This window comes from Rhizobium sp. BK650 (assembly GCF_014195325.1).
GTDB lineage: Bacteria > Pseudomonadota > Alphaproteobacteria > Rhizobiales > Rhizobiaceae > Rhizobium.
Genome location: NZ_JACIBK010000001.1, coordinates 585,331 through 609,485, shown reverse-complemented (window position 1 = coordinate 609,485; position 24,155 = coordinate 585,331). Strand labels below are relative to the sequence as shown.

Genomic DNA, 24,155 nt, shown 5'->3' with positions numbered 1-24,155 from the left:
CCTGCATTTTGCTGTGCAGTATGCGTAAGGATAGTGTGATGAAGGCGTTGCTGCTGGTCGATATTCAGAACGGTTTTTGTCCCGGAGGTAATCTGCCGGTTCTGGATGGGCATGAAGTCGTTCCCGTCGCCAACAGCCTGATCGACAGCGGCAAATACGATCTCATCGTCGCCTCACAGGATTGGCATCCGGCGGACCACGGCAGCTTCGCCTCTTCCCATCCCGACAAGAAGCCTTTCGAAATGGGCGAACTCTCAGGCAAGCCGCAGATGTTGTGGCCGGATCACTGCGTGCAATATACGCGCGACGCCGAGCTGCACCCCGAACTCCACTCTGCCCAGATCGATCTCATCCAGCAGAAGGGCGAAAACAAAAACGTGGACAGCTATTCCGCCTTCCGCGACAACGATCAGCATGCCCTGACCGGTCTTGCCGATTTCCTGGTCGATCAGGGTGTGACGGAGCTTGATGTCTGCGGGCTCGCAACCGACTATTGCGTCAAGTTCTCGGCGCTTGATGCGCTGGAACTGATTCCCGGCGTTACGGTCCGCTTCATCGAGGACGCCAGCCGTGGCATCTCGCCCGAAGGTGTAGCTGCTGCGATTGACGAGATGCGTGAGCGCGGCATCGATATCGTGAAGAGCGCAGATATTCTCGCCTGACGCATGTCGCGCAAAACTGTGCAGCGCTTTTGCGATAAAGACATACGAAAACTATGGCCTGATCAGTCTTTCGCCCCTTCCTCACGCTCCAGCAGATAAAGCTCCTCGCTGAAATCCTCCATCTTCTTCAGAAAGGCGGCGTGAGCATCTCTGAGCCCGCGATTGTAGAAATAGGGTCCGATCTTCTCGGCGAAGAAATCCAGCAGGAATTCGGCGGGCAGCACGCCGATCGGGTCGAGCTCGCGATCGAAATATTGGCGAATGTGCGAAACGATCTCCGCCTTCTCTTCCTTGGAAAATTCAATCTTCTTCATGGTCTCCCTCGCCTGCCTGTGGCGTAAACCGGCCACGCTTCAGCAAAATCGATTGGTGAATCAAGGAAATTCAATTGCCGCAGCAGGTGAGACACCATAGAGGGAAATTTCAATTCCAACAGGACCAACCCCATGAAACGCGCCGACTTCGTTGAAGGTGTGCGGGGCGGCTTTGCCGTGGCGCTCGCTTCTGCCCCCTTCGGAGCGCTGTTCGGTGCCCTTGCCGCCGAGCAGGGCATGTCGCTCCCTGAACTCACCTTCATGAGCGCCACCGTCTATGCCGGCGCCAGCCAGATGGTCGGCATCGAGCTCTTCGGCCATAATGTCCAGGCCTGGGTGATCGTGCTGTCGATCCTCGCCGTCAACTTCCGCCATGTCCTCTATTCGGCGGCGATCGCCCGTTACATCGGGCATTTCACGCCGGTCCAGAAGTTCTTCACCTTCTTCCTGCTGGTCGATCCGCAATTTGCCGAGACCGTGAGGCGCGGCGAGGCAGGCCAGCCCGTCACCTTCACCTGGTATCTCGGCTTCGGCATCGTCATCTATATCCCCTGGGTCATCATCAGCCTGATCGGCGGCATGCTCGGCTCCTTCATCGGCGACCCAAAGATGATCGGCCTCGATATCCTCTTGCCGGCCTATTTCCTCGGCATCGTGCTCGGCTTCCGGAAGCGCGACAATTTCCTGCCCGTGGCGCTGACCAGCGCTGTCGCCTCGGTCATCGCCTATCATTTCGTCGGTTCCCCCTGGCATGTGAGCCTGGGCGCTGCCGCCGGCATCATCCTTGCTGCGCTGATGCCCCTGCCCGCTGAGGAGCCCGACCTCGAAGTCGACGCCCTCAACACTGAAAACCACGAGGTCTGAAAATGGGATTCGATCTCCATATGGCTCTCGTGATCCTGGCCGCCGCAGTCGCGACCTACGCGACGCGCATTGGCGGCTACATCATGATCACCAAGATGAAGCGCATTCCGCCGCGCATGGAAGCGGCGCTGAATGCCGTGCCGGCAGCAGTGCTGACGACGCTCGTAGCACCCGCCTTCTTCATCGGCGGCTGGGATTCGAAACTGGCGCTGGCGGTCGCCCTCATCATCGGCCTGCGCTTCTCGCACACCTGGATGCTCGTGGCCGCCTGGATCATCGTAATGATCTGGCGGCACACCATTGGTCTCTAAAATAGCTGCGATCAGTACTCGAGCGGCAGCGTCGCATTCTCCAGCCACGCCCTGACGTCATGGTCGTGGATCAGCGGCATCAGCGCCTCGCGCGTGCGGTGATGGTAGTCGTTGAACCAACGCAGTTCGTCATGTGTCAGCAGCTCCGGAATGACGAGGCTGCGGTCGATCGGGCAGAAGGTCAGCGTCTCGAAGCCGAGCATCGGCATGTCGCCGCCGTCGATCGCTTCCGCCTCCCGCACATAGATCAGGTTCTCGATGCGGATGCCGAAATAACCCGGCCGATAGTAGCCCGGCTCGTTGGAGAGGATCATGCCTGGCAGCAGCTCCTGCGTCGATAGCCGCGAAATGCGCTGCGGACCCTCGTGAACCGAGAGATAGGAGCCGACGCCGTGGCCCGTACCATGCGCGAAATCGCCCCCCGCCCGCCACAGCGCGATGCGCGCCAGCGGATCGAGATCGCAGCCGCGCGTACCCTTGGGAAAGCGCGCCGTGCTGATCTGGATCATGCCTTTCAGCACCAGCGTGAAGAAGTGCTTGTGCTCTTCGGTCACGGCACCAATGCCGACCGTGCGGGTGATATCGGTCGTGCCGTTGATGTATTGCGCGCCGGAATCGATGAGGAAGAGTTCCCCCGGCTGGATATGCCGATCGGTCGCCGTCGTTACCCGGTAATGCATGATCGCGGCGTGTTCACCGGCGCCAGAGATCGTGTCGAAGGAAATATCCTTCAGCGGGTTCTGCATGCTCTCGCCCATTTTCGCACGGGCCGCCTCCAAACGCTCGGCAGCGCCGATCTCGGTAATCGTGCCGGGCTTGCTCTGCGACAGCCAGTAGAGGAATTCCACCATAGCCGCGCCGTCCTGCAGATGCGCGGCTGCCGAACCGTTGATCTCGGTACTGTTCTTCACCGCCCGCGGCAACTTTGCCGGATCGGCGCTCTCCACCACTTCGCCGCCAGCCTTGCGGATGATCTCGGCAAGCGCATAGGAAGCGATATCCGGATCGATGAGGATGCGGCCACCATCCCTGGCGGCGGCGGCAAGCTTCTCCTCCAGCAGCGACGGAGCAAGCTGGGTGGCGATCTGCGCCAGATAGGCTTCCTGCTCGATGCCGGTCTTGCGCTTGTCCAGGAAGAGTTCCGCCCTGCCGTCGGCATGGATGATGGCGCGCGCCAGCGGATGCGGCGTATGCGGCACATCGGCGCCACGAATATTGAAGATCCAGGCGATAGAGGACGGATCGGCGATCAGCACCGCTTTCAGGTTTTTCTTGCCGAGATCCGCCGCGATGGTTGCGATCTTGTCCTTGGCGAGGACACCTGCCTGCGCTACGTTCTGGATGGTGACGGCGCCAAGCGGCTCTGCAGGCCGGTCGACCCACAGCTTGTCAAGCGGGTTATGCGGCAGGAAAACCAGCGAACCACCGATCTCCGACAGCGCCTTTTCGAGTTTGCGCACGTCAGCACCGGAATGCAGCCACGGGTCGATGCCGAGTTTCAACCCCTTCTTGCCATGCGCCGGAAGCCAGACATGCGGCGGCTCGTTGACGAGATCGCCGCCGGTAAAGACCGAACCATCGACCTGCTCGGCCAGCTGCGTCACATACCGGCCGTCGACATAGACGATCGCTTCCGTGCGGGTGATCAGCGCAATGCCCGCCGAGCCGGTAAAGCCCGTCAGCCAGGAGAGCCGTTCCGCACAGGCAGGCACATATTCGCCGTTGAACTCATCGGCGCGCGGCACGAGGAAGGCATCGATGCCAAGCGCGTCGAAACTGGCGCGCAGTGCGGAAACCCGTTCCCTGCCGAACTGCGGCGTGGAGGTGACTTCGAAAGACTGGAACATGCTGAAAACCCGAAGGAGTGAAACGAATCCGATTAATGGGATAGCGCCCATGTTAGCGAATTTTCAATCATTGGGGAGAAAAAGCGACGCGAAGCGTCTGGAAAGGCTTGGCCGCCCAATAATTTGGCAGAAATGTGTCTTGATGTGGGAAACTGGCATGCTTCATGCATTGCACGCATGGCTGCAATGAAACAAACCCTCTGCCACCGCATGTCGGAATAGCTATATAGGGCGCATCGAACGGTTCACGACGAACCACCAACAAAGGATTTTTTGAAATGACCGCCTCGCTCTCGCGCTTCGCTTACAGCAGCCCGGTACAGGCTGGCGAACGCCAGACTGTGCGTCACATCATCGGCGCCCGCCGCCCGCAGCATGAGGACAGCCTCAAGGTGCTCGCAGCAGGCCAGCGTTCCACGCGTCACAAGGGCGCACCGAGCTACGCATTCTGAGCTTTAAGCCCTTCCGATCCTCCTCCCTCCACCGGATAGGCCTATCGGAATGCAGTAGTGCCCGCTTGAGCATCCTCCTCCTTCGAGCTCGCGGGCAAGACCGGATTTAAATGCCGGTCCAAGGCGGTGCCTCTGGCACCGCCTTTTTTCTTGCCTTGGATTATTCAGTGAAAAAATTAAGGACGATCCAGGTGAATCGTCACCCAGCCGTTGCGCCAGATCGTGCGCACATGACGAAGTCTGGCGCCATTATAGGCGGCCAGCACCTTCCAGCGCTGACTGGCTAGGATGCCCGACAGGATCACCGATCCGCCCGGAGCCAGATGATTAACCAGCTGCGGTGCCATCTTGATCAGCGGTCGCGCCAGGATATTGGCAATGATCAGGTCGAACGGCCCATGCTCGGAAAAAGCGGTGGAGTGAAAGCCCGGTGCGGTTACCGTGCTGATGCCGCTGGTGATGCCATTGCGGCGAACATTTTCAGCCGCGACACGAACGGCGATCGGATCGATATCCGTTGCCAGCACGGGAACGTTGCGCAGCTTGCGCACGGCAATTGCCAGGACGCCACTGCCCGTCCCGAGATCGAGCGCATTGCGCACCGTCCGCGCCCTCACCACCCGGTCGATCACTTCGAGGCAGCCGGCCGTGGTGCCGTGATGGCCCGTGCCGAAAGCCTGGCCGGCATCGATCTCGATGGCGATATCACCTGATCGCACCTTGTCCCGGTCATGCGAGCCGTGCACGAGGAAGCGCCCTGCCCTGACGGGCTTCAGCCCCTCCAGCGATTTGGTGACCCAGTCCACATCCGGAATGACTTCCCGCGACAGCACGGCATCGGGAAATGCCTGCCCAAGCGCCTCTTCGACGCGGCTGCGCACATCCGCCTCGTCCTCCGCCATCATGTAGACGGAAGCTTCCCAGATATCCTTCTTTTCGTCGATCTCGGTGGTGCCGATGGCGAAATCTTCTTCGCCGAAGATCTCGCTCAGAAGGTCGAGGATCTCTTCGGCCTGCTTTTCAGTCGTCGACACATAAAGGCGGATTTCACTCACGATAAGCAATCTTTCCGGTTGCGTCGCTCGCGACCGGCGCGATGCTTCAGCTGCCGATCATCCCTTGGCGACGAGATTCTCCAGCTTCTTTATCGCCGTATCCGGGTTTTCGCCATAGGAGATCGTTCCTGAAAAACGCCCGGCTGAATCGAGCAGGAAGACCGAGGCTGTATGGTCCATCGTGTAGTCTCCATCAGGATTCTTCTCGTCCACCGGCACCTTCTTGGCATAGACGCGGAAGCCCTTGATGACATCGGCGATCTTGTCCGGCGGGCCAGAAATGCCGGTAATGCGTTTGGAAACGTTGGAGACATATTGGTTCATGATCTCGGGCGTATCGCGCTCGGGATCGACGGTCACGAAATAGGCCTGCAGCTTGTTACCCTGCGGATCGACCTTCTCCATCCAGCCGTTGAGCTCGAAAAGCGTCGTCGGGCAGACCTCGGGGCAATGCGTAAAGCCGAAGAACAGGGCGGTGGGCCTGCCGCGCAGAGCCTGCTCCGTAATCGGCTGCCCCGTCTGCGATACCAGCGTGAACGGCACACCGAAAGGCCCCTCGGCCACCACTTCCCTCGTCCGGCTCTGGTCGAGCGTGAACCAGCCAAGCACGCCGGCGAGTGCTAGCACTGCGATCCAGACGGCGATGCGGAAATTCTTCATGCTATCTTCCTTACTAGCAGTTCCGGCAAAAGTGCGCAGCGGTTATGCGTCCGGAATTGCGTAAAAAACCAAGCGCGGATGCCCGATCCTTCTCGCTCGTGTGATTATAGTCGCGATCGCGAGCACGCAATTCAAGAATGCGTTTTCTCACCCGTGATTAATTGCCCCAGCTTGACGAATGCCAAACGTGAGCAAAAGCACTGAGAAAAAAGCCGAACGAAACGAATTATCATGCCTTTTTAAGGGCTTGCCGCAACCGCCCCGGAGCGACCCCTAGAAATACATCGTTAGGAAATGCTTAATTGCGGATATCTATATTTAGTAATGCCTACAGCGCCTCTGCGCTGCTCCGACATGATGTCGGCCGGAGCAGAACCGGATCAGCATAAAAATCGAGGGAACTAAACCGCCTGGGGCGGAGGGTGGCTTCATGACAAATTCGACGGTTCGCAAAAGCCTTTCGGTCAGCCAACGGCTCTGGACGTTGGGCGGGGCCGCTTTCATCGGCTTCGGCTCGATGCTCGCAATCGGCTGGTACGAGAACATGCAGGTCGATACGGGCCTGCGCCGCGCTGACGAAATTCAGCAGAGCATCGACACTATTAATGACATGCGCGTCGCCAATCTGACGCTGGTTCTCACTGCGATGGACATGATTGTCGACAAGCAGGAGAAGACCATCCCGCCGGAACGGCTGAAACTTGTTGCCGACTCGCTCGCGACCTTGTCCAGCGGCTCAAAGGAGATTGGCGCGCTCGCTGGGGAGCTGAAAGACGGCGATCTCATGAAAAGCTACGATTCCGATGTCGCAGCACTTCGCCAGGCCATCCAGGTAGACCTCAAGGCGCTCATCGAACAAGGCGCCCCGGATACCGAATTCGACAAGATCGACAATTTCATCGACGCTGCCGGTGACAAACTCACCACCACCCTAGACAAATTCGGCAATGACAGCACCATCGTTGCCCGCAATCGCATTGAAAGCGCCAACGAGACCTCCCGCAGTTCGCTGACCATCCAGATCGCGCTCGGCATCCTCGCCATCCTCACCATGGCCGTGCTGCAATATATTCACGGCGGGTCCATCCGCCGCGGCATAGCTTCCGTGCGCGAAAGCATGCTGCGCATTCTGAATGGCGACCTGACGAGCAACGTCACCGGCAAGGAGCGCGGCGACGAGATCGGCGAAATGGCCCGTGCGGCGGAAAGCTTCCGCCTTGCCGCTATCGAAAAGATCGACTTGGAGGCGCGCACCGAAACCGACCGCAAACGGAGCGACGCCGAGCGCCGCGAGCGCGAATCTGCCAAGCTCGCCGACGCCGAGGCTCTGAACGCCACCGTCACGGCTCTCGGACAGGGCCTCACCCGCCTTGCCAACGGCGATCTGACCGCAAGCATCGACCAGCCCTTCCGCGACGAGCTGGAACGGCTGCGTCAGGACTTCAACCAGACGGCCATGCGCCTGCGTCAGGCGATGAGCGATATTGCTCTGAACAGCACGTCCATTCAGGCAAACAGCCACCAGATGCGTGCCGCCGCCGACGATCTCGCCAAGCGCACCGAGCAGCAAGCTGCCTCGCTGGAAGAGACCTCAGCGGCACTGGACGAGATCACAGCCACCGTCCGCAACGCCACCAGCCGCGCCGAGGAAGTCGGCCATATGGTCGCCCACACCCGCCAGAATACCGAGAAATCCGATGCCATCGTCGGCGATGCCATGGCGGCAATGGAGCGAATCGAAAACGCCTCCCGCGAGATCGGCACCATCATCAACGTCATCGATGAGATCGCTTTCCAGACGAATCTGTTGGCACTCAACGCCGGCGTCGAGGCCGCACGTGCGGGCGAAGCCGGCAAGGGCTTTGCGGTCGTCGCTCAGGAAGTGCGCGAACTGGCCGGCCGCGCGGCTGGAGCAGCCAAGGATATCAAAGCCTTGATCAGCAAATCCGGCGCCGAGGTAAAAACCGGCGGCGAACTTGTGACGGCTGCCGGCGAGGCTTTGCGGCAGATCGGCGAAGATGTTCTGCGCATCGACGGTCATGTTAAATCAATCGTAACCTCTGCACGCGAACAATCAGTGGGACTGAACGAGATCAATACATCCATCAGCCAGATGGATCAGGTGACGCAGAAGAATGCGGCCATGGTGGAAGAAACGAACGCCGCCAGCCACACTCTTGCAACCGACGCAGAAAACCTGACGCAGCTGGTTCGCCAGTTCAATATCGGCGAGGGCATGAGCGCCCGTCAAACGCCGCGAGAAGCCTCCGCAGCCTCGCATCCGAAACCCTCACCCGCACGGAGCCTGATTGGCAAGGTCGCGGGAGCATTCACGGGCGGCGCTGCCGCCAGGACAATCGCCTCTCCGGCCGGAGACAACTGGGAAGAATTTTGATCATGAGCAACGCCATCAAGCAGTCGGGCGCCTACCTCGAAATCGTCTCGTTCCACCTGGGCGACCAGGAGTTCTGCATCGATATCATGGCGATCCGCGAAATCCGCGGCTGGGCGCCGGTGACCCCGATGCCGCACACCCCGCCTTACGTCCTCGGCCTCATCAACCTGCGCGGCGCGGTGATCCCGGTCATCGACATGGCCTGCCGCCTCGGCATGAAGATGACGGAGCCGTCCGAGCGTTCCGCCATCATCGTCACCGATATCGCCGGCAAGCTGGTCGGCCTGCTGGTCGAACAGGTCTCCGACATGATGACCATCAAGAGCGAAGACCTGCAGCCGCCGCCGGAAATCATTCCGGAAGCCCAGCGCGCCTTCTGCCGCGGCATCGTGGCTCTGGAAAAGACCATGGTCTGCTTCCTCAACCTCGACACCGTCATCGCCGACGAGCTGGCGCGCGAAGCTGCCTGATACGTTTCGATATCCCGAGTATGAAGGCCCGGCTCGTCCGGGCCTTTTTCATTGCGGTTTCCCATTCTTCCACACCACATCCTGCCCATAGAGCGGAATGGTCGAAATCGACATCTTCGCCGAACCATCCGTCACTTGCCGTGAATGAGCAAGATAGATCAGCGTATTGTTGGCCTTGTCGTAGATCCTGTTGACGACAAGGGTCTTCCAGATCAGCGACATGCCCTGGCGAAACACTTCGCTGCCATCCTTGGACAAATCGATATTGCCAATCTCGATCGGTCCCGTCTGGCGGCAGGCGATAGAATTGTTCGAGGGATCTTCGAACCAGTTGCCGTTCTTGAAACGGTCGATAAGGCTGCGGTCGAAATAGGTGACATGGCAGGTCACGCCCTTCACTTCGGGATCGGAGACCGCGTCGACGATGATGTCATTGCCGATCCAGTCGACCCCGACCTTGCCGACGACTTCAGCTGAGGTCGCGCCCGCGGAGGCCGCGAGGAATATTGAGCCAAGGAAAAGATTGCGCAAAGCGGACATGGCAACTCCCGTGTTGATCCGCAAGCTAAGATAAGAATGGCCTAAATCTTTACAAGAAAACCTGAGGCTCACGCCTTGCGGCAGGTGCAAGGCTTGTAACCGCCGGCCGTCAGCCTGCCGGGTTTCATGCCGATGGCAGCAGGAATGGCGGCAACCGTTGCAGCTTTGACCGCCCTCGCCATCTCGATCGCTGCCGCAGCGCAGACGGCGGCATCTTCAGCCGCGTTGTGGTGGACAAAGCGCAGACCGAGATGTTCGGCGATGAGGTTCAGCCGGTGCGACAGAAAATGCGGCCAGATGCGCTGCGCCATCTTCAGGCTGCAGAGATAGGTGAGCTCCGGATAGGACTGCCGGTAGAGATCGAGGCTCGCCCGCCAGACACTGAAATCGAAGGCTGCATTATGGGCGATCATCGTCGCGCCCCGGAAATCCTCAAGGAACTCGTCCATAACTTCAGGAAATTCAGGCGCATCCTCGACATGCTCAGGGCGGATGCCGTGGATCGCGATATTCATGCCGGAAAAGCGCATATCGCGTGGGCGGATCAGCCGCTCCTCCACCCGCGTCACCTGCCCGTCCTCGATCCAGGCAAGACCGACCGAACACGCGCTGCCACGCTGTTCATTGGCTGTCTCGAAATCGATAGCGATGGTCTTCACGGGCAAATTTCCGAATCGTCTGTACCCATTGGAATAAGGACAGCCGCATGCGAAGGCAAATAGTCGCCTGTTGACATCTGCACGCAGATGGCGAAACTTCCGCCCATGATCAACTCTGTGACCCCCAATATGCATCTTTTTACCACGACCCTTGCAGGGTACGCGGGAGAGATGGTGCGTCACTAGCCGTCCGATCGTCCCGAGAACCCTGCCGAGGAAAGCAGGGTTTCGGAAACTCAGCTCTCCTCTTTTTCAACTCAAGGAGAGCATGATGTCTGCCAACCAGGATACCCCACCCGAAAAGCCTTATCTGAGAGGCCTCAGCGTTCGCGCCCTGCGCGTGAGCGACGCCGAAGCCGTCACCGAACTGATAAACCTACCCGGCTATCGCGCCGGCACGCTGCGCCCACCCTTTCAAAGCATCGATGCGGTGCGCAAGCGCATGGAAAACCCCTCGCCCGGCGCGCTCAATCTCGTCGTCGAACTCGATGGCAGGATCGTCGCCAATGCTGGCATGAACCGCTTCGAGGGACGACGCCAGCACGCCGCCAATATGGGCATGGGCGTGCATGACGATTTCACCGGCCGAGGGATCGGAACCTTCCTGATGGCCGCCATGCTCGACGCCGCCGACAATTGGCACGATATCAAGCGGATGGAATTGACCGTCTACACGGATAACGCTGCCGCCATCCGCCTCTACGAGAAATTCGGCTTCGAGAAAGAGGGTCTGTTCAGGTCCTTCGGCTATCGCGACGGGCAATATGTCGACGCGTATACGATGGCGCGGCTGAGGGGGTGAAAAGCGGCAGGCTCGACCGCAGACGGGCCAACCTCTCTCCGTCATGCTCGGGCTTGTCCCGAGCATCTGCCGCCGTTTCGTATGTTGATGCGTTGCAGATCCTCGGGACAAGCCCGAGGATGACGCCGAGTAGAGCGCGGCCTGACGAAAAACGGCCCTATCGGAACCGCCCTTCGCTCACCCACCAATCAACGCCAGCCACTCATCCTCGTCCATGGTCTGGACGCCAAGTTCGCGAGCCTTGTCGAGCTTGGAGCCGGCGCCGGGGCCGGCAACAACGATATCGGTCTTCTTGGAGACGGAGCCTGCCACCTTTGCCCCGAGGCCTTCAGCCCTCGCCTTCGCCTCTTCACGGGTGAACTTTTCCAGCGAACCGGTAAAGACAACGGTCTTGCCGGCGACCGGGCTGCCGGTCGTAACCGGCTGCTCGGCCTCCTGCGGCGTCACCTCGTCGAGCAGGCGCCCTATCACCTCGATATTGCGCGGCTCTTTATAAAACTCCACGATTGCCCGCGCCACGACTTCTCCGATGCCCTCGATGGCATTGAGATCGTTCCATGCATCGCCCGCTAGCGGTGCAGCCTCCTTCATCGCAGTCGCAAAGGCTTCATAGCTGTTATAGGAGCGCGCCAACAGCTTCGCCGTCGTCTCACCCACATGGCGAATACCGAGCGCATAGATGAAGCGATGAAGGGCAATGCTGCGCCGATCGTTGATCGCCGCATAGAGCTTGCCAACACTAACCTTGCCGAAACCATCGATATTCTCCAGCTTGGTGATCGACTGTTGCTGCCGCTTCTCCAGCGTGAAGATATCGGGCGCCGTGCGGATTTGCAGCGCCGGGTCCTCGCTCTCGAAGAAGAAGTCGATCTGCTTGGAGCCAAGTCCCTCGATATCGAAGGCATTGCGCGAAACGAAATGTTTCAGCTCTTCCGTCGCCTGCGCCCGGCAGATGAAGCCGCCGGTGCAGCGAGTGACGGAATCGAGCTTGCCGGTCTTCTCATGCCGTTCACGCACCGCATGCGAACCGCAGACCGGGCACACTTTGGGAAACTGGTAGGGTTGCGCCTCAGCCGGACGCTTTTCCGTCACGACATCGAGTACCTGCGGGATCACGTCGCCCGCGCGCTGCACGATGACGGTGTCGCCGATGCGAATATCGTGCTCCTCCTCGCGGATGCGCTCGCCATTGTTGCCGATGCCCTTGATATAGTCCTCGTTGTGCAGCGTCGCATTGGTGACGACCACGCCGCCGACGGTAATCGGCGTCAGCCGCGCCACCGGCGTCAACGCGCCGGTGCGGCCGACTTGAATATCGATATTCTCGACGATGGTGAAAGCCTGTTCGGCCGGGAACTTGTGCGCCGTCGCCCAGCGCGGGCTGCGCGAGCGGAAGCCAAGGCGCTGCTGCAGTTCGAGGCTGTCGACCTTGTAGACGACGCCGTCGATATCGTAATCGAGATCAGGCCGTTCGAGGCCGATCTCGGCATAGTGCGCAAGGATATCATCAACGGAATTCAGCCGCTTCATCAGCGGATTGACCGGGAAACCCCACTCCTTGAACTTCTCGACCATGCCCATCTGCGTATCGGCAGGCATGTCCGACATCTCGCCCCAGGCATAGGCGAAGAATCTCAGCTTCCGGCTCGCCGTCACCTTCGCATCAAGCTGACGCAGCGAGCCAGCGGCCGTATTGCGCGGGTTGACGTAGGTTTGCTTGCCCTCGGCCTCCATCTGGGCGTTCAGCGCCATGAAGTCGCTCTTGGCCATATAGACCTCGCCGCGCACTTCCACGACGGATGGAACGCCCTTCGGCAGCTCATTCGGAATTTCCTTGATCGTACGGATATTGGCCGTGACGTTCTCGCCCGTCGTGCCGTCGCCGCGCGTCGCAGCCGTCACCAGCTTGCCGTTCTCGTAACGGATCGACATGGAAAGCCCGTCAATCTTCGGTTCGGCGGTAAAGGCGATGGAATTGTCAGGCAGGCGGCCGAGGAAACGGTAGACGCTGGCAACGAAGTCACGCACATCTTCCTGTGAGAAAGTATTGTCGAGTGACAGCATCGGGCGGGAATGGATGACCGGCGCGAAGGTGGCGGAAGGGGCCGCACCGACGCGGCGTGACGGACTGTCCTCGCGAATAAGTTCCGGGAAGCGCGCCTCGATCGCATCGTTGCGGCGCTTCAGCGCGTCGTAATCCGCATCGGAAATCTCCGGCTGATCCTTGCCATGATAGAGCGCGTCGTTACGCGCAACCTCCTTGGCCAGCCGTTCCAGTTCGATGGCAGCATCTTCAAGGGTCAGGTCCTCAACAGCGACGGATTCGGTCGACATGCAGCTTCACTCCAGAGAATCTGCAATGGTTTTAGAGCAAAATTCCGCGATTGAAATAGCACCAATGTTCGGAAATCATGGCTGCGCATTGCGCAGCCTTATGGCGCTGACATGCAGCGTGGTCTCCCGCAACGCCTTCAAAGGCATCAGGCTCTCAACGACCCTAAGCTCGATGCCGCGCGGCGCAAATTCGAAATCGAGCCTGGAAACAACAGAGAGCGCCAGCGGCACGACGGCCTTGCGAGACACCCACATTCCCGCATCCTGCAAATCCTCGAAGCTCTCCGTCGGCATCTCGTAGCGATGGATGCGTCCAGCCTGCAAGCGCTCCAACCAGCCGCGTTCGATATAAGCCGCACCGCGCCACCCGCCCAACAGCTGCCGGTCTTCTTCCGATGTCTCCGGCTTTGCCCAGATTAGAATGCGCGGGCAGTCACGCGGGAAGAGATACATGAAGTCATTGACATCATCGATCGCCCAGACGAGCGGACCATTCAGCCACTCCCTGCCGGGCGGGCGCTCGGAGGCGATACATACCGGCCGCGGCTCGAAAATCGTAATGGTGGGATCGTCGCTGAAATGGAAGAGCCGCATGGGATGCAGGACCTTACCGTGGGGATGACGCCTGATAGCGCAGTGCTCAAGCCTTGTCACCAGCAGTGGAAGTCTAGCCGTTGCCAGCCAGCAGCCGCGCAGCAGCCGCCCGCGCCTCTTCCGTGACGGAGGCGCCGGCGAGCATGCGGGCGATCTCTTCCGTGCGATCCTTCTCGGCCATAGCGGCGACGCGCGTGGCGATCTTGTCGGAACCCTCGCCTGACGGTCCCTTGGATATCAGCAGGTGCGTGGCAGCGCGTGCGGCCACCTGCGGCGCATGGGTGACGGAGAGAACCTGCACCCGCTCGGAAAGCCGCTTCAGCCGCTGACCGATCGCATCAGCCACCGCGCCACCCACACCAGTGTCGATTTCGTCAAAGACGAGCGTCGGCGCCGAACCGCGATCAGCAAGCGCCACCTTGAGCGCCAGCAGGAAGCGCGAGAGTTCGCCGCCCGAGGCAACCTTCATGATCGAGCCCGGCCGTGTGCCCGGATTGGTCTGGACGTGGAATTCGACGACATCGATACCTTCGGCCGTCGCTTCCTCCTCATCCGTGGTGATCTCCACCATGAAACGCGCGCGCTCGAGCTTCAGTGCCGGCAACTCGGCCATGACGGCCTGCGCCAGCGCATCACCGGCATGGTGACGCTTCTCCGAAAGCGAGCGGGCGGCCGCATCGTAACTCGCCTTGGCGACCTCGACTTCCACCTCGAGCTTGGAGAGACGCTCCTCGCCGGCATCGAGATCGGCAAGATCGCTGATCATGCGCACGGCAAGAGCGGGAAGCTCAGTGACTGGAACGGAATATTTGCGGGAGGCAGCGCGCAGCGCAAACAGACGCTCTTCAACCCTCTCCAGCTCCTTCGGATCATATTCCGTCTTGCGCAATGCCGCCTCGACTTCCATCTGCGCGTTGGAAAGCTGGTCCAGCGCCGCATCAAGCAGCGCTACGGTGTCTTCCAGCAATCCGGGCGCCTCGTGGCTCTTGCGCTCCAGACGGCGCACCAGCGAGGCGATATGCGGCACGGGAGAGGCATTGCCGTTCAGGAACTCGGAAGCTTCGGCAATATCGTCGGCAATGCGCTCCGCCTTCATCATCTTCTGGCGGCGGTCGGCAAGCTCGTCTTCCTCCCCATCGCGCGGCGAAAGCTTTTCCAGCTCTTCCACGGAGGAGCGCAGATAGTCAGCCTCGCGAGCCGCGGCCTCGACCTTCTCCCGGTGCTTCTTCAACATACGCTCGCTGTCGCGCCATTGGCGGTAAAGTGCGGCCACGCCCTGCACATCATCGCTGAGGCCCGCGAAGGCGTCGAGCAGCGTCCGGTGGGCATTGGTATCGACCAGCGCGCGGTCGTCGTGCTGGCCGTGGATTTCGACCAGCATCTGGCCGGCCTGACGCATGAGCTGAACGCTGACGGGCTGGTCGTTCACATAGGCCTTGGTGCGCCCGTCAGATGATTGCTGGCGGCGAAAGATCAGGTCGCCTTCGTCGTCGATGCCATTTTCACGCAAGAGCTTGCGAGCGCCGTGATCCAGGCCGACATCGAAGACGGCGGTCACCTGGCCCTTGTCCTCGCCGTGGCGCACGAGGCCGCCATCGCCGCGCCCGCCAAGAGCCAGCGAAAGACTGTCGAGCAGGATGGATTTGCCAGCGCCCGTCTCACCCGTCAGCACGGAGAGGCCGGTCTCGAAGGCGAGATCCAGCCGCTCGATCAGAACGATATCGCGGATCGAAAGCTGGATCAGCATTGGCCTCAGGAACCGAGAAGGAGTTTCTTGCCCGCTGCGGCGATCCACGAACCCTTGTTTTCACGCGGCTCCGCGCCACCCGACTGCAGCAGCTTGTAAGAATCAGCATACCACTGGCTGTCGGGATAATTGTGACCGAGAACGGCAGCAGCCGTCTGCGCCTCGTCGACGACACCCATCGCGTAATAGGCTTCGACAAGGCGAGCGAGTGCCTCCTCGACCTGATTCGTGTTCGGATATTTCTCGACGACGATGCGGAAGCGCGAGATCGCGGCAAGATATTCCTTGCGTTCCATATAGTAGCGACCGACCTGCATTTCCTTGCCGGCGAGCTGGTCGCGCGCAAAACGGATCTTGGCCTGCGCGTCATCCACATATTCGGAATCGGGATAGTTGTCGACGACGGCCTGCATCGCGTCGATCGTCTTCTGCGAGGCGCGTTGGTCCTGCGTCACGTCGACGATCTGCTTGGAATAGGTCAGGCCCACCAGATACTGCACGTAAGCTGCATCCTTGGACTTCGGATATTGCGACATGTACTTGTTGCCGGATGCCAGCGCGTCGTCGAAACGGCCCTGGCGGTACTTGACGAAGGTGCTCATCACGAGCGCCTTGCGCGCCCATTCGGAGAAGGGATTCTGCGCGTCGATCGCATCGAACTTGCGGGCTGCTTCGGCCATGTTGCCGGCCTTCATATTGGCAAGGCCCTGCGTGTAGAGCACATCTGGCGGATCGGTTTCGAAGCCGAGCTTGGTGATGTCGATATCTGGGTCCGACTGGCAGCCGGAAATCAAAGCGCCTGCGCTCAGCACCATCACGGATGCGAGCAAAGCGCGCGCTGTCTTCATCATCATGTCAGACCTTGCATAAGCCATTCGAAAGAATCCCACCGCCGCCGTCCACTCCACAGCAGCCACGCCTAGCTGGCGTTTCTAGCCACAAATGTGCATCGAGAGCAACGCAATGATCACGCATTAACGCATTTTTGTGGCAGCACCGCCGAGAATACCAGGCTTTTCACCGGCATTCGAAGTTGGCGCGACTAAATATATGCCGCAACACATCTATCGGCGCTCCATCCACCCCATTCCATAAAAAAACCGCCCCCGTTGGGAGGCGGCCCTGGCCTTAATTGGTATAATGGAGGTCATGCCGACCAGGGGGCGAATTCCGGCGCATTGACTGCAATGAATTCGCGAACGGCAACGCGCTGGCGCGGCGTCGACGTCTCGACTACTTCATAGGCCGAGGGATCGCTGAGCAGGGCCTTGAGAGCGTTGGCGTTCATCTTGTGACCGCCGCGATAGGAACGGTAGCAGCCGATGAACTGCGCGCCGGCAAGCGCCAGATCGCCGACAGCGTCGAGCGTCTTGTGACGCACGAACTCGTCCTTGGCATAGCGCAGGCCTTCGACATTGATGACGGTGTTGTCGTCGGAGATGACGACGGAATTTTCAAGCGAGGAGCCAAGAGCATGGCCCGAAGCCCACAGACGCTCGACATCGCGCATGAAGCCGAAAGTGCGCGCGCGCGACAGTTCTGCCTTGAAAACGGTGGCGGTGAGATCGCCTTCCCACTTCTGGCGGCCAATCAGCGGGCACTCGAAATCGATCTCGACTTCGAAGCGCGTGCCGTCATAGGGGCGGAATTCGCTCCAGGAACCGCCGTGCTCGATGCGAACCGGCTTGGTGATGCGGATGTAGCGACGCTTGACGCCAAGGGAAACGAGGCCGACCTGTTCGATGGCTTCGACGAAGGGAACCGAGCTGCCATCCATGATCGGCATTTCAGCGCCGTTGACTTCGATCACGACATTGTCGAGACCGAGAGCATAAACGGCTGCCATGACATGTTCGATCGTCGCGACGGAATGCGCCGGCGAGAACCCGAGAACGGTGCAGAGATCGGTATTGCCGACCTGCGAGGAAACCGCCTTCAGTTCGGTGATGTCGCCATTCTCGTGAACACGCTGGAAAATCACGCCCGTACCGGCTTCGGCCGGATTGAAAGTGATCGAAACATCAGCACCCGAATGCACGCCGATACCCGAGAGAGTTACCGGACGCGATACCGTCGTCTGAAAGCCCAGCAAGCCAAGTCCCATAAATTCTGCCTTTATTCTTCCGTATCCGTTGCTGCCAACCGACCGGATCTTTCTTCTACACTGCCCGGACCGCTCGAAGCGACTCCAAGGGCAGTTCGCTTGCCTCATACTTACGTGGACCGGCGCTGCAATCCAAATCACTGTTCGTTTCGATTTGTTACGAAATCCGCAGCGGCAAAAGCATTTAGAATTCAAGCATGTAGAAATGCAAACGCCCGGGGTTTCGGTCCCGGGCGTTTTCTGTGGAGAAGTGCTCTCTCAGCTCGACTGACGGCGCAGGAAGGCTGGAATTTCCAGCTGGTCGTCTTCCTGCATCATGCGAGCCTGCGGTACGGCACGGCCTTGGTCGTCGAGGTTGCCGCGACGCGGTGCATAGAGGCTTGCTTCGGGCGATAGAGGGCGGCGCTGCTGCGAAGCAGCGGCCGGCGCAGACGTCATTTCCGGAGCGACTTCCTCTTCGCGGCGGCCGAGCGAATTGGTGATTCGCTTGAGCAGCCCCATCGGACCGCGCTCTTCCTGTACGTGCGAAGCAGCGGGTTGCGAACGGTGGTCGATCTCCGCCTGCACGACCGGCGGGAAATCTTCGACCTTTGGCATACGAACCTGCTCCGGAGCCTGGCGGATGACAGGCTCATGACGAGCGGGCTGGTGCATCGGCTGCTGCTGCATGACCGGCTGCGGAGCCGGCTGATGCATGACGGAAGCCTGTTGAACCGGCGCCTGACGCATGACCGGGGCAGCTTCTGGTGCGGAAGCGAAGATCTTGCTCTGCGGACGGAAGGTTTCCTGCATCACCGGCTGCTGCTGGACGGGAGCAGCGGCACGTGGAGCCGGGATTTCCAGTTCGCGTTCCATAGCGACTTCAGCTTCGCGGATGGTTTGCGCAATCTGGTCGGCTTTCGGTGCCTGCATGACCGGAGCAGGCTGAACTGCGGCCGGTGCCGGAGCAACGGCCGCGGAAGGACGGATCACTGGCTTTACTGCCGGCTGGAACACACGATCGGTACCCTCGCCCATGGCGCGGTCGATGCCGGTGGCGACGACCGAGACGCGGATGATGCCTTCCAGCGATTCGTCGAAAGTTGCGCCGAGGATGATGTTGGCATCCGGATCGACTTCTTCGCGGATGCGGGTCGCAGCTTCGTCGACTTCGAAGAGCGTGAGGTCGCGACCGCCAGTGATGGAGATCAACAGGCCCTGTGCACCCTTCATCGAGGTTTCGTCGAGCAGCGGGTTGGCGATCGCCGCTTCGGCAGCCTGCATGGCACGGCCGGAACCGGATGCTTCGCCCGTACCCATCATCGCGCGGCCCATTTCGCGCATGACAGAGCGAACGTCGGCGAAGTCGAGGTTGATGAGACCTTCCTTCACCATCAGATCGGTGATGCAGGCAACGCCCGAGTAGAGAACCTGGTCAGCCATGGCGAAGGCGTCGGCGAAGGTCGTCTTGTCGTTGGCGATGCGGAAGAGGTTCTGGTTCGGAATGACGATAAGCGTATCGACAGACTTCTGCAGCTCCTGAATGCCGGCTTCGGCCAGACGCATGCGACGGCCGCCTTCGAAGTGGAACGGCTTGGTGACGACGCCGACCGTCAGGATGCCCTTGTTGCGAGCGGCCTGTGCGACGACGGGAGCAGCACCCGTACCGGTGCCGCCGCCCATGCCGGCAGTGACGAAGCACATATGCGTGCCGTTCAGATGATCGATAATCTCGTCGATGCACTCTTCGGCGGCTGCACGGCCGACTTCAGGCTGCGAGCCGGCGCCGAGGCCTTCGGTAACATTGGCGCCGAGCTGAATGACCCGTTCCGCCTTCGTCATGGTCAGCGCCTGGGCGTCCGTATTGGCGACGACGAAATCGACGCCCTGGAGGCCGGCGGAAATCATGTTATTGACGGCATTGCCGCCGCCGCCGCCGACGCCGAAAACGGTGATGCGCGGCTTCAGCTCGGTGATGTCAGGCTTTTGCAGCTTGATAGTCATGGTACCTGTTCCTTCTCTTTCTGGCCGCATCGCCACGCCGGCCAATTCACTCAATTTCAAAAGCTTTCCTTCAGCCACTGGCCCATGCGGACGATGCGGCTGTTATTACCCCCAAGCGACATGAGCAGGCTGCTCTGTGACGCGTGTGTTTCCATGTCCGCGACCTGCGGATAGATCATCAGTCCGACAGCCGTCGAAAAGGCCGGGCCTTTGGCCGCCGTCGGCAGGCCCGAGACACCCATCGGACGGCCGATGCGAACGTTGCGGGCAAGAATGCGCCGCGCCACTTCGGCAAGGCCGGTGAGCTGGCTTGCGCCGCCCGTCAGCACGACACGCTTGCCGACGATCGGGCTGAAGCCCGAACGCTGGATGCGGTCGCGAATGAGTTCCATCGTCTCCTCGATGCGCGCCGATACGATGCGCGAAACGAGAGCCCGCGGCACCTGGCTCGGCTGATCACGGTCATCCTCGCCGATCGGCGGAATGGAGATCAGTTCGCGCTCGTCGGAAGAATTCGTCAGCGCCGAAGCGTGGACCACCTTCAAACGTTCTGCATCCTCGATCCGGGTGGAAAGGCCGCGTGCGAGGTCGGTCGTCACATGATGACCGCCGAGGCCGACAGCATCGGTATGGACAAGCTTGCCTTCGGCAAAGACCGAGATCGTCGTCGTGCCGCCGCCCATGTCGATGGCCGCACAGCCAAGCTCGACTTCATCGTCGACGAGTGCGGCAAGACCGGATGCATAAGGTGTTGCGACGATTCCTTCCACCGAAAGATGCGCCCTGTTGACGCTGAGCTCGAGATTTTTGAGTGCCGAGCGCTCCGCCGTCACGACATGCATGTCGACGCCGAGCGCATCGCCGTACATTGCCAGGGGATCGCGGATGCCGCGCTCGCCGTCGAGCGAAAAGCCGGTTGCCAGCGAATGCAGGACGGCTCGATCCTGGCGCAGCGACTGCTGGCAGGCTGCCGAAAGCACCTTCTTCAGGTCGTTGAGCTCGACTTCCTGGCCGCCGAGATCGATGGTCGCCGTGTAGATATCGCTGCCAAGACGGCCGGCCGTCAGGTTGACAATCAGGCTTTCGACGGTCAGGCCCGCCATGCGCTCGGCCGCATCGACGGCGAGACGGATGACGCTTTCCAGCGCGTCGAGATCGGCAATGACGCCGGTCTTGATGCCGCGCGAACGCTGATGGCCGATGCCGATGATCTCGATATTGTGAGTGCGGCCCGGCAGGATCTGGCTTTCCTCACGCGGCGTCAGCCGGCCGATCATGCAAACGACCTTGGTCGAGCCGATGTCGAGCACCGAAACGATATGCGACCGCTTTGACGAAAGCGGCTTCAGGCGCGGCAATCCAAAATGGGATGAACCGAACATGCTCATATATTCTGCCCCGCCTTCTTCAATTCCTTGGTGCGTGTCGCAACTGCCGCCTGCCTGCGGTCTGCCGCCTCCGGCGTCAGCTGAATCGTCGTACGATCCGGTAGCCTGAGATCGACTGCAGCGATATCGCGCTCCAGAAGCTGGTGTTCCTTATCGAATTTCGAGAGCGTTGCGAGCGCCTGGTCGACATCATCTTCCGGCAGCTTGACGACGACGCCATTGTCCATGTGCAGGTCCCAGCGGCGGCCGGAAACCCAGACATAGGCCTTCACGCGGGCCTTAACGTCAGGCCACTTGGCAAACACGTCCTGGATCGAGGCTGCGGCCGTCTCGGCATCGCGGCCGACGACGAGCGGCAGGGTCGAATACTTGTTGTCACGAAGCGGCGCAATCACGCTGCCGCTCTTCTCGATCAGCGAAAGCTCCTGGCCGTGCTGCCAGATGGCATAGGCCGTACGTTCCGAGAGCTTCACCTCGATCGTCTTTGGATAGACCTTGCGGACTTCCACATTCTCGACCCAGGGAAGACGTGCGATCTTCTGGCGAGCGGCATCGACATCGAGAGACACGAGCGATGTCGCGCCATCGAGACCGAGAAGCTGCAGGATCTCGATTTCCGAGGTCTGGCTGTTGCCGGAAACCTTCACGTCCTCGATGGCAAAGCCGACAGCACTCGTCGTCGCCTGGGCGACGGCTTCAGTATGACCGCCAAGCGACATGCCATAGAGACCCGTCGCAGCCAGGAAACCGAGCGCGGAAACCGTGCCCGTATGGGCCGGAATGTGGATACGGCCGGTTCCGAGACTTACAAGGAAGCGCACGACACGGCGCAGCGGACGCGGCAGCACGCGGCGGTCATCGGCCTCCGCATGGGGAAGTTCGACATGACGGCTGGGGCGCCCTATCTTTTTGACCGTCAACGCAAACAAGACGCGTCCTCCACCATCCACCGGAGAAATGCACCAAAGGAATATCCGGCATAGCCGGCCATTTCGGGCACAAGGGAGGTTGGCGTCATGCCTGGCTGGGTGTTGACCTCCAGCCAGATGAGCTCGCCGTCTTCGGAGAAACGATCGTCATAACGAAAGTCGGACCGACTGACGCCGCGGCAACCGATTGCTTGATGCGCCCTTAGCGCCAATGTTTGTATTTTTTGGTAAATTTTCGGTGAAATTTTAGCCGGCAAGACATGTTTTGAGCCACCCGCCGCATACTTGGAGTCGTAATCATAGAAATTGTGGCCCTGCGGCACCACCTCGATGACATCCATGGGTTGATCGCCCATGACACCGCAGGTCAGCTCGCGACCATGGATGTACCGCTCGACGATGACTTCCTCGCCATAGCGCCACTCGGCCGAACCGATGATCTGCGGCGGATGCGCCTGATCCTCGCCAACGATGACGACCCCGAAGCTGGACCCCTCCCGCACCGGCTTGACCACATAGGGCGCCTTCATCGGATGCTCGGACGGAAACGAGAAACGGTTCAGAACCTGGGACTCAGCAACCGGAACGCCGGCAGCGGCAGCCACACGCTTCGCGCGGGCCTTGTCCATGGCAAGCGCGGAGGCAAGCACGCCCGAATGCGTATAGGGGATCTGCAGATATTCAAGAATACCCTGAATGGTGCCATCTTCCCCGAAAGGCCCATGCAAGGCGTTGAAGACAACATCCGGCTTCACGGCGGAGAGTTTTTCGGAGATGTCACGCTCGACATCGATGCGCGTCACCTTGAAACCTTCGGCCTCAAGCGCATCGGCGCACGCCTTTCCCGAGGAAAGGCTGACAGGCCTCTCCGAGGAAAACCCGCCCATCAGGACAGCTACGTGCTCACGACTCATCGACATCCCCAAAAATAACTTTCACATTGCAGAACCGAGGCTTGCGCGGAGCTGTTCTCGCAGGTCGCAGCCTTTGTCTGACCCGGGTGCATTAGAACAACATTATGGTTAACGAACCGTTTACTTTCGTTAACTCCCCCTTGCTATTTGGTTCATTTTTCACCCTTGCAGCCCGGCGGACCTCGCGGGCAACAGTCTATGAGGAGAACGGAAAAGAAAAACCCGCGTGGAAAAAACCACGCGGGCTCAATGGCATGCTTCGATGTTTTGCGGTCAGTCTTTATCGCCGAAGAACTTCCAGATGAGGCCGCCGATCGCACCTCCCGCTAGAGGCGCGACCCAGAACAGCCAGAGTTGCTGCAGCGCCCAACCACCGACGAAAAGCGCTTGCCCGGTGGAACGCGCCGGATTGACCGAGGTATTCGTCACGGGAATCGCGACGAGGTGAATCAGGGTCAACCCAAGGCCGATTGCAAGCGGTGCAAAGCCGGCGGGCACTCTGCTGCTGGTCGAGCCTAGGATGATGATCAGGAAAAACATCGTCAGCAGAACTTCGATCAGCAGCGCCGAAAGCAACGAATAGCCGCCCGGAGAATGTTCGCCATATCCATTGGCAGCAAACCCTCCAAGCTCGAAACCCGCCTTGCCGCTAGCGATCATATAGAGCGCAGCGGCAGCGACGGCCGCACCGACCACCTGTGCGACGATATAGGGAATGAGACGTGCGGCGGGAAAACGTCCCGCAGCGACGAGGCCGAGAGAGACTGCAGGATTGAAATGGCCGCCGGAAATACCGCCCACCGCATAGGCCATGGTGAGGACGGTCAAACCAAACGCCAGCGCTACGCCAGCAAAACCGATTCCAAGTTCAGGATACGCAGCCGCGAGCACGGCACTGCCGCATCCGCCGAAAACCAGCCAGAATGTGCCGAAAAACTCGGCAGCAAGACTTTTTTGCATATGTGCCCCTCCACTCTCTCAACCAGAGAGTTCTTCAGAAATCAGATACAATTTGATTCCCGTCAAGTTCGCGGCTGGCCTGCATAAAGCCGATACAAGACTGAAGGAAGGCTGAGAATACTCGACATGGCGGCGTCCCAGCCACACTGGCAGATAATATCGCCCGCCTCA

Annotated in this window: 23 protein-coding genes; 7 read left to right on the top strand and 16 right to left on the bottom strand. The window is 60.1% G+C overall.

Annotated elements, in window-relative coordinates; all coding sequences use genetic code 11:
* Positions 1–38: 38 nt before the first annotated feature.
* Positions 39–662: a bifunctional nicotinamidase/pyrazinamidase gene (pncA, locus tag FHX15_RS02925; RefSeq protein ID WP_184393522.1), complete on the top strand. Its 624-nt coding sequence runs from the start codon at positions 39–41 to the stop codon at positions 660–662.
* Positions 663–724: 62 nt separating this feature from the next.
* Here the strand turns inward: pncA and FHX15_RS02920 are convergent, their stop codons facing one another.
* Positions 725–976, bottom strand: a complete 252-nt coding sequence (locus tag FHX15_RS02920) for a DUF2164 domain-containing protein (RefSeq protein WP_184393521.1) — start codon at positions 974–976, stop codon at positions 725–727.
* Between the two features lie 132 nt (positions 977–1,108).
* Between FHX15_RS02920 and FHX15_RS02915 the strand changes: the two genes are divergently transcribed.
* Complete coding sequence (locus tag FHX15_RS02915; protein WP_184393520.1) at positions 1,109–1,840, top strand: AzlC family ABC transporter permease; 732 nt, start codon at positions 1,109–1,111, stop codon at positions 1,838–1,840.
* Positions 1,841–1,842: 2 nt separating this feature from the next.
* Entirely contained in the window at positions 1,843–2,151 is a 309-nt protein-coding gene (locus FHX15_RS02910) for an AzlD family protein (RefSeq protein WP_184393519.1), read from the top strand.
* Positions 2,152–2,162: 11 nt separating this feature from the next.
* Here the strand turns inward: FHX15_RS02910 and FHX15_RS02905 are convergent, their stop codons facing one another.
* Complete coding sequence (locus tag FHX15_RS02905) at positions 2,163–3,998, bottom strand: aminopeptidase P family protein (RefSeq protein WP_184393518.1); 1,836 nt, start codon at positions 3,996–3,998, stop codon at positions 2,163–2,165.
* A gap of 278 nt (positions 3,999–4,276) precedes the next feature.
* Between FHX15_RS02905 and FHX15_RS02900 the strand changes: the two genes are divergently transcribed.
* Positions 4,277–4,450, top strand: a complete 174-nt coding sequence (locus FHX15_RS02900) for a hypothetical protein (RefSeq protein ID WP_018115709.1) — start codon at positions 4,277–4,279, stop codon at positions 4,448–4,450.
* A gap of 176 nt (positions 4,451–4,626) precedes the next feature.
* On the opposite strand, the gene FHX15_RS02895 is transcribed toward FHX15_RS02900, so the two are convergent.
* Together FHX15_RS02895 and FHX15_RS02890 are read right to left on the bottom strand one after the other, a co-directional pair.
* A complete protein-coding gene (locus tag FHX15_RS02895) occupies positions 4,627–5,505 on the bottom strand; it encodes a 50S ribosomal protein L11 methyltransferase (RefSeq protein ID WP_184393517.1) in 879 nt (292 codons plus the stop codon).
* A 57-nt stretch (positions 5,506–5,562) separates the two neighbouring features.
* The gene (locus FHX15_RS02890; protein ID WP_184393515.1) at positions 5,563–6,165 is read right to left on the bottom strand and encodes an SCO family protein; all 603 of its coding nucleotides are present in this window, start codon (positions 6,163–6,165) and stop codon (positions 5,563–5,565) included.
* A 430-nt stretch (positions 6,166–6,595) separates the two neighbouring features.
* Here FHX15_RS02890 and FHX15_RS02885 point away from each other — a divergent pair, with 430 nt between their 5' ends.
* Positions 6,596–8,560, top strand: a complete 1,965-nt coding sequence (locus FHX15_RS02885; protein ID WP_184393513.1) for a methyl-accepting chemotaxis protein — start codon at positions 6,596–6,598, stop codon at positions 8,558–8,560.
* Positions 8,561–8,562: 2 nt separating this feature from the next.
* Complete coding sequence (locus FHX15_RS02880; protein ID WP_112568976.1) at positions 8,563–9,030, top strand: chemotaxis protein CheW; 468 nt, start codon at positions 8,563–8,565, stop codon at positions 9,028–9,030.
* Between the two features lie 48 nt (positions 9,031–9,078).
* On the opposite strand, the gene FHX15_RS02875 is transcribed toward FHX15_RS02880, so the two are convergent.
* Positions 9,079–9,570: a CreA family protein gene (locus FHX15_RS02875; RefSeq protein WP_184393511.1), complete on the bottom strand. Its 492-nt coding sequence runs from the start codon at positions 9,568–9,570 to the stop codon at positions 9,079–9,081.
* Positions 9,571–9,638: 68 nt separating this feature from the next.
* Positions 9,639–10,229: a 3'-5' exonuclease gene (locus tag FHX15_RS02870; protein ID WP_184393510.1), complete on the bottom strand. Its 591-nt coding sequence runs from the start codon at positions 10,227–10,229 to the stop codon at positions 9,639–9,641.
* 271 nt (positions 10,230–10,500) lie between these two features.
* On the opposite strand from FHX15_RS02870, the gene FHX15_RS02865 reads away from it, so the two are divergent.
* Complete coding sequence (locus tag FHX15_RS02865) at positions 10,501–11,031, top strand: GNAT family N-acetyltransferase (protein WP_184394007.1); 531 nt, start codon at positions 10,501–10,503, stop codon at positions 11,029–11,031.
* A 177-nt stretch (positions 11,032–11,208) separates the two neighbouring features.
* Here the strand turns inward: FHX15_RS02865 and ligA are convergent, their stop codons facing one another.
* From ligA to aqpZ, 10 genes are all read right to left on the bottom strand, one after another.
* A complete protein-coding gene (gene ligA / locus FHX15_RS02860) occupies positions 11,209–13,365 on the bottom strand; it encodes an NAD-dependent DNA ligase LigA (RefSeq protein WP_184393508.1) in 2,157 nt (718 codons plus the stop codon).
* Between the two features lie 75 nt (positions 13,366–13,440).
* On the bottom strand, positions 13,441–13,959 hold the full coding sequence (locus tag FHX15_RS02855; protein ID WP_184393506.1) for a DUF6886 family protein: 519 nt from the start codon (positions 13,957–13,959) through the stop codon (positions 13,441–13,443).
* A 73-nt stretch (positions 13,960–14,032) separates the two neighbouring features.
* The gene (gene recN / locus FHX15_RS02850) at positions 14,033–15,706 is read right to left on the bottom strand and encodes a DNA repair protein RecN (RefSeq protein ID WP_184393504.1); all 1,674 of its coding nucleotides are present in this window, start codon (positions 15,704–15,706) and stop codon (positions 14,033–14,035) included.
* Between the two features lie 5 nt (positions 15,707–15,711).
* Positions 15,712–16,581: an outer membrane protein assembly factor BamD gene (locus tag FHX15_RS02845; RefSeq protein ID WP_184393502.1), complete on the bottom strand. Its 870-nt coding sequence runs from the start codon at positions 16,579–16,581 to the stop codon at positions 15,712–15,714.
* A 272-nt stretch (positions 16,582–16,853) separates the two neighbouring features.
* Positions 16,854–17,810 (bottom strand): UDP-3-O-acyl-N-acetylglucosamine deacetylase, encoded by a 957-nt coding sequence (gene lpxC / locus FHX15_RS02840; RefSeq protein WP_184393500.1) that lies wholly within the window; start codon positions 17,808–17,810, stop codon positions 16,854–16,856.
* Between the two features lie 258 nt (positions 17,811–18,068).
* Positions 18,069–19,793: a cell division protein FtsZ gene (gene ftsZ, locus FHX15_RS02835; RefSeq protein ID WP_184393498.1), complete on the bottom strand. Its 1,725-nt coding sequence runs from the start codon at positions 19,791–19,793 to the stop codon at positions 18,069–18,071.
* Positions 19,794–19,849: 56 nt separating this feature from the next.
* On the bottom strand, positions 19,850–21,181 hold the full coding sequence (ftsA, locus tag FHX15_RS02830; protein WP_184393496.1) for a cell division protein FtsA: 1,332 nt from the start codon (positions 21,179–21,181) through the stop codon (positions 19,850–19,852).
* Positions 21,178–22,110, bottom strand: a complete 933-nt coding sequence (locus FHX15_RS02825) for a cell division protein FtsQ/DivIB (RefSeq protein ID WP_184393494.1) — start codon at positions 22,108–22,110, stop codon at positions 21,178–21,180. The genes ftsA and FHX15_RS02825 overlap by 4 nt, the downstream gene beginning before the upstream one ends.
* Complete coding sequence (locus FHX15_RS02820) at positions 22,098–23,024, bottom strand: D-alanine--D-alanine ligase (RefSeq protein ID WP_184393492.1); 927 nt, start codon at positions 23,022–23,024, stop codon at positions 22,098–22,100. The genes FHX15_RS02825 and FHX15_RS02820 overlap by 13 nt, the downstream gene beginning before the upstream one ends.
* Before the next feature lie 273 nt (positions 23,025–23,297).
* Entirely contained in the window at positions 23,298–23,984 is a 687-nt protein-coding gene (aqpZ, locus tag FHX15_RS02815) for an aquaporin Z (protein ID WP_184393490.1), read from the bottom strand.
* Positions 23,985–24,155: the final 171 nt, after the last annotated feature.